At 41.5% G+C, this 5,844-nt stretch carries 2 protein-coding genes; both read left to right on the forward strand.

Features of this window, described 5'->3' with window-relative positions:
• The first annotated feature begins 311 nt into the window (after nucleotides 1-311).
• Entirely contained in the window at nucleotides 312-4,301 is a 3,990-nt protein-coding gene (locus tag AFK68_RS14025) for a magnesium chelatase subunit H (protein WP_094673340.1), read from the forward strand.
• 392 nt (nucleotides 4,302-4,693) lie between these two features.
• Nucleotides 4,694-5,791, forward strand: coding sequence for an FAD-dependent oxidoreductase (locus AFK68_RS43830; RefSeq protein WP_094673339.1), 1,098 nt, complete (start codon nucleotides 4,694-4,696; stop codon nucleotides 5,789-5,791).
• Nucleotides 5,792-5,844 lie beyond the last annotated feature (53 nt).

The raw sequence follows: 5,844 nt of genomic DNA on the forward strand, positions 1-5,844 counted from the left end.
AACAGGGAACAGGGAACAGTGGGAAAAGTGTTTCCGTGGTCTTTGATTCATCATCAGTCTATGTCCTAATCGCCCTGGCTGTTGCTATATAATCTACTTCTCTTGATATACATATTTATATCAAAAAGTCAAGTTAATTTTTATGACAAAATTTAGATTATAAACTCGGCATTTTGTCAATAAATGTAACGGAAAATTTCAAATTTCTTATAGAATTGTATCAAAACAAAAACTTACCCTACCTTTTTTTCACATTTTCTGGTAAATATACTCATTAAGTATCAGCAATTATGCTCAAGGAGCAATACTTAATGTTCACATCTGTTAAACCCGCCGTTCGCCACATTGTCCCAGAAGACTTAAAAGGGCGATCGCTCTTAAAGGTCGTATACATCGTTCTAGAAGCACAATATCAAAGTGCCCTCTCTGGAGCAGTACGTTCTATTAACGAAAAAAATCCTAATATGGCCATAGAAATAAGTGGCTATTTAATAGAAGAATTAAGAGACCCTCAAAATTACGAAAATTTTAAAAAAGAAGTTTCTGAAGCTAACATCTTTATCGCTTCCCTAATTTTCATTGAAGACTTGGCCGAAAAAGTAGTGGAGGCTGTTACCCCCCACCGTGACAAACTGGACGTTGCAGTTGTCTTTCCTTCCATGCCTCAAGTAATGCGCCTGAATAAAATGGGCAGCTTTTCAATGGCCCAATTAGGTCAGAGTAAGAGCGCGATCGCTCAATTTATGCGGAAGCGTAAGGAAAAATCTGGCTCTTCTTTCCAAGATGGAATGTTGAAGTTGCTGCAAACTCTGCCGAAGGTGTTGAAATATATGCCTATTGATAAGGCACAGGATGCTCGCAACTTTATGCTCAGTTTCCAGTATTGGTTAGGGGGTTCCTCTGAAAACTTGCAAAACTTCCTGCTGATGTTGGCAGACAAATATGTTTTCAAGGATCAGAAAAACAGTTCTCTTCAATATGTGGAACCAGTAGTTTACCCTGATATGGGTGTTTGGCATCCCCTCGCACCTAAAATGTTTGAGGATGTCACAGAATATCTCAAATGGTACAACGACCGCAAAGATATTTCCGAAGATTTGAAAGACCCCCTCGCTCCTTGTGTTGGTTTAGTCTTGCAGCGTACCCACTTGGTTACAGGAGATGATGCTCACTACGTTGCCATGTTGCAAGAGTTGGAAGCAATGGGAGCGCGAGTTGTACCTGTATTTGCTGGAGGATTAGATTTTTCCAAACCAGTGGATGCTTATTTCTGGGAAAGTGCTGCTAAGGGAGTTGAACCTACACCATTAGTAGATGCTGTTATTTCTTTGACTGGTTTTGCACTGGTTGGCGGACCTGCGAGACAAGACCATCCGAAGGCGATCGAATCCTTGAAACGGTTGAACAGACCATATATGGTAGCGTTGCCTCTGGTTTTCCAAACTACCGAAGAATGGGAAGAAAGCGAACTTGGTTTGCATCCGATACAAGTCGCTTTGCAAATAGCTATTCCCGAACTAGACGGAGCGATCGAACCTATTATTATGTCTGGGCGAGATGGAGCTACTGGAAAAGCGATCGCTCTCCAAGACCGGATCGAAGCTGTTGCTCAACGCGCTCTCAAGTGGGCAACTCTTAGACGTAAACCTAAACTGAATAAAAAGGTTGCTATTACTATTTTCAGTTTCCCACCAGATAAAGGAAATGTTGGTACTGCTGCATATTTAGATGTTTTCGGTTCTATCTATGAAGTAGTCAAAGGACTCAAAGGCAATGGTTACGATATTCAAGACTTACCAGAGTCCGCAGAAGAGTTGATGAAGGAAGTTATTCACGATGCGACTGCTCAATATCAAAGTCCAGAGTTGAATATTGCTCACCGGATGTCAGTTGCCGAATACGAACGTCTGACTCCATACTCAGAACGTTTACATGAAAATTGGGGTCCGCCTCCAGGAAACTTGAATAGCGACGGCGAAAATTTATTAATTTACGGTAAGAGCTTCGGCAACGTTTTCATCGGAGTACAACCAACATTCGGTTATGAGGGAGACCCCATGCGGTTGTTGTTCTCCCGTTCCGCAAGTCCTCATCATGGTTTTGCTGCTTACTATACTTATTTAGAACAAATCTGGAAAGCTGATGCAGTGCTGCATTTCGGTACTCACGGTTCTCTCGAATTTATGCCTGGTAAGCAAATTGGAATGTCTGGAGATTGTTATCCAGATAATCTCATTGGTAGCATTCCCAACATCTATTATTATGCAGCGAATAATCCTAGTGAGGCGACTATTGCTAAACGTCGGAGTTATGCAGAGACTATTTCTTACTTAACTCCCCCTGCGGAAAATGCTGGTTTATATAAAGGTTTGCAGGAGTTGAACGAGTTGATCGGTTCCTATCAAACTTTGAAAGATAGCGGTCGGGGTGTTCCCATTGTCAACACTATTATGGATAAGTGTCGGATGGTGAACTTAGACCAGGATGTTACCCTGCCAGAAAAAGATGCTCAGGAGTTGACTGCTGAGGAACGGGATAAAATTGTAGGTGATGTTTATCGCCGACTGATGGAAATTGAGTCTCGGTTGTTGCCTTGTGGTTTGCACATTATTGGTAAACCTCCTAGTTCAGAAGAGGCGATCGCTACTTTGGTAAATATTGCTAGTCTCGACAGAGAAGAGGAAGGAATAACTGGGTTGCCTCGAATCATTGCTAACAGTCTCAACCGCGATATTGAGGAACTTTACCAAAATAATAATCTGGGTATTTTGGCAGATGTGGAGTTAGTTCAGAATATTACGGAAGCGACTCGTGCTGCTGTTGCTGCTTTGGTACAACAACAAACTGATGCTGAAGGTCGAGTTTCTATGGTGAGCAAACTTAATTTCTTCAACATGATGAAAAAAGTGCCTTGGATAGAAGCTCTGGAAACGGCAGGTTTTCCTGATGTTGATGCCGAACTTATTAAACCTCTGTTTGAATATTTGGAATTTTGCTTAGAGCAGGTTTGTGCTGATAACGAGTTGGGTTCTCTGTTGCGAGCGTTGGAAGGGGAATATATTTTACCCGGACCTGGTGGCGACCCTATTCGGAACCCCGATGTGTTACCGACTGGTAAGAATATGCACGCCCTCGACCCCCAGTCTATTCCTACTGCTGCTGCGGTTAAGTCGGCAAAAATTGTAGTTGACCGTTTATTGGCGCGACAGATGCAAGAAAATGGTGGGCAGTATCCAGAAACTATTGCTGTTGTGTTGTGGGGAACTGACAATATTAAGACTTACGGCGAATCTCTTGCTCAGGTAATGTGGATGGTAGGTGTGAAACCTATTCCTGATGCTTTGGGTCGGGTGAATAAGTTGGAATTAATTCCATTGGAAGAATTAGGTCGTCCGCGCGTTGATGTCGTGATTAACTGTTCCGGTGTATTCCGAGATTTATTTATCAATCAAATGAACCTTTTGGATAAAGCTGTGAAAATGGCAGCAGAAGCAGAGGAACCGGAAGAAATGAATTTTGTCCGTAAGCACGCTCTCAAGCAAGCGGAAGATTTAGGAGTAAATTTACGTCAAGCTGCAACGCGGGTATTTTCTAATGCTTCCGGTTCTTATGCTGCTAACGTTAATTTGGCAGTGGAGAATAGTACCTGGGAAGATGAGTCAGAATTACAAGAAATGTATTTGAAGCGCAAGTCGTTCGCGTTTAATTCTGATAACCCAGGAATGATGGAGGATAACCGGAAAGTGTTTGAGTCAGCGTTAAAAACTGCGGACGCGACTTTCCAGAATTTAGATTCGTCGGAAATTAGTTTGACAGATGTGAGTCATTATTTTGATTCCGATCCGACAAAAATTGTCGCGACTCTCCGGGATGATGGGAAAAAACCATCTTCTTATATTGCGGATACGACGACTGCGAATGCTCAAGTGCGGTCTTTGTCAGAGACAGTACGTTTGGATGCGCGGACAAAAATGTTGAATCCTAAGTGGTATGAGGGAATGTTGTCTCATGGTTATGAAGGAGTGCGGGAGTTGTCAAAGCGTCTCGTGAATACCATGGGATGGAGTGCGACTGCAGGTGCCGTGGATAATTGGGTTTATGAAGATGTGAATGAGACGTTTATAAAGGATGAGCAGATGCAGCAGCGGTTGTTGAATTTGAATCCGCATTCATTCCGGAAAATGGTGACTACACTTTTGGAAGTGAACGGTCGCGGTTATTGGGAGACCAGTGAGAGTAATTTGGATAAGTTGCGTGAGTTGTATCAGCAAGTGGAGGATCGGATAGAAGGGATAGAATAATTAATTGATAATGGATAATTGATAATTGATAATGAAAACTATATCTAATTATTAATTATCTATTTGTAAGAGAGTTTTTAGGGTGGGTGAATATTTATTTGCCCGCTCTAGTTTTTTGACTACTGGCGCGTCAAGCTTAAAATGGTGTGTTAGAAGTGAAGTGAGCAACAAGCAAAGACCTCTCCCCCAACCCCCTCTCCTCGTAGGAGAGGGGGTTGGGGGGTTAGGTTTCTTAATCCACATTTTCAAGCTTGACACGGCACTACTATAAAAATTTAGAAAATTTTTCTACATTTGAGGTATTTATAGCATTTTCCATTCGTGAGGTACACAATTTTTTGGCTTTGGTAATGAGATAAAATAATTGTTATTGATTTAGAGTAACTATTATTATGTTGAAACTTAATCGCCGTAAATTTTTATTGCTTAGTGGCTTAACCTTTGTTGGTACAAAAGCCTGTGCTCAAGTTAAATCCAGAAACTCAAGAACTCCAGGAGGATTAGAATCAGGTTTTCCACCTCAAAAAGTAATAGTTGTAGGAGCAGGGGTGTCTGGTTTGGTAGCAGCATACGAGCTGGCAGCAGTTGGTCATAAAGTAACAGTGTTAGAAGCACGCGATCGAGTGGGCGGTAGAGTTTTAACCCTGCGCGGTGATTTTAGTGAAGGACATTTTGTAGAAGCAGGAGCGTCAAGAATCCCTTCAACTCACGATCTTACCCTTGCCTATGTTCAACATTTTGGTCTAGAACTGAAGCCTTTTTATCCAAGAGAAGGGCTTTACATTAGGTGGAAAGATGGTAAACGTACTTTAGTTTCTGCTGATGACTTAACCAAAGCTTTCTCACAATTCCCAATATTTGAAACGACTAAGATTGGCAAGGGTTCAGATATGTTGCCACAAGCTTTTGCTACAGCTCTAACTGAAAAAATTAATCTTGGTGATGCGGTTACTCGCATTGAGCAAACATCTCTAGGTGTTCGGGTTTTTTGTAAATCTGGGCTAGAGTACAATGGAGATTTTGTGCTTTGTACTGTACCATTGCCAGTGCTAGGACAGATTAATTTTAATCCGCCACTGTCTCCTCTAAAACAGATTGCTTTTTCTGGGGGTTATAACTATCGCCCTTCTACTCGAATGTTTGTAGAATTTCCTGAACGTTTCTGGGAAAAAGAAGGTTTAAATGGTTGGGGTTTTTTAAGCGATCGCCCTGAAGAACTGTGGCAACCCACTTGGGATACTCCAGGAAAAACAGGGATTTTACATTCCTATCTAAAGGGGGAAATGGCTCTAGCTATGGATGCTCTTGACCAAGATGCTAGATTAGCTCAATTACTACAGCAATGGAAACAGATTCTACCTGGGGTTACTAATTATCAGGTGAGTTCCATCAGTTATTCTTGGATGAACGATCCTTGGTCTAAGGGAGGTTGGGCATATCCTAGTAAATCCCAAGAGGAAAAATTATTTAATAGAGTTGTTGGGAAATAACTTAGATTACAAAAAAAATAAAATGAAAACAGATATATTTAGTTAGTGATTTT

This window comes from Hydrocoleum sp. CS-953 (assembly GCF_002260545.1).
Lineage (GTDB): Bacteria > Cyanobacteriota > Cyanobacteriia > Cyanobacteriales > Microcoleaceae > Trichodesmium.

Coding starts and splice junctions, on each gene's coding strand:
- AFK68_RS14025 (WP_094673340.1), top strand. CDS start 312: ATGTTCACATCTGTTAAACCCGCCGTTCGCCACATTGTCCCAGAAGAC.
- AFK68_RS43830 (WP_094673339.1), top strand. CDS start 4,694: ATGTTGAAACTTAATCGCCGTAAATTTTTATTGCTTAGTGGCTTAACC.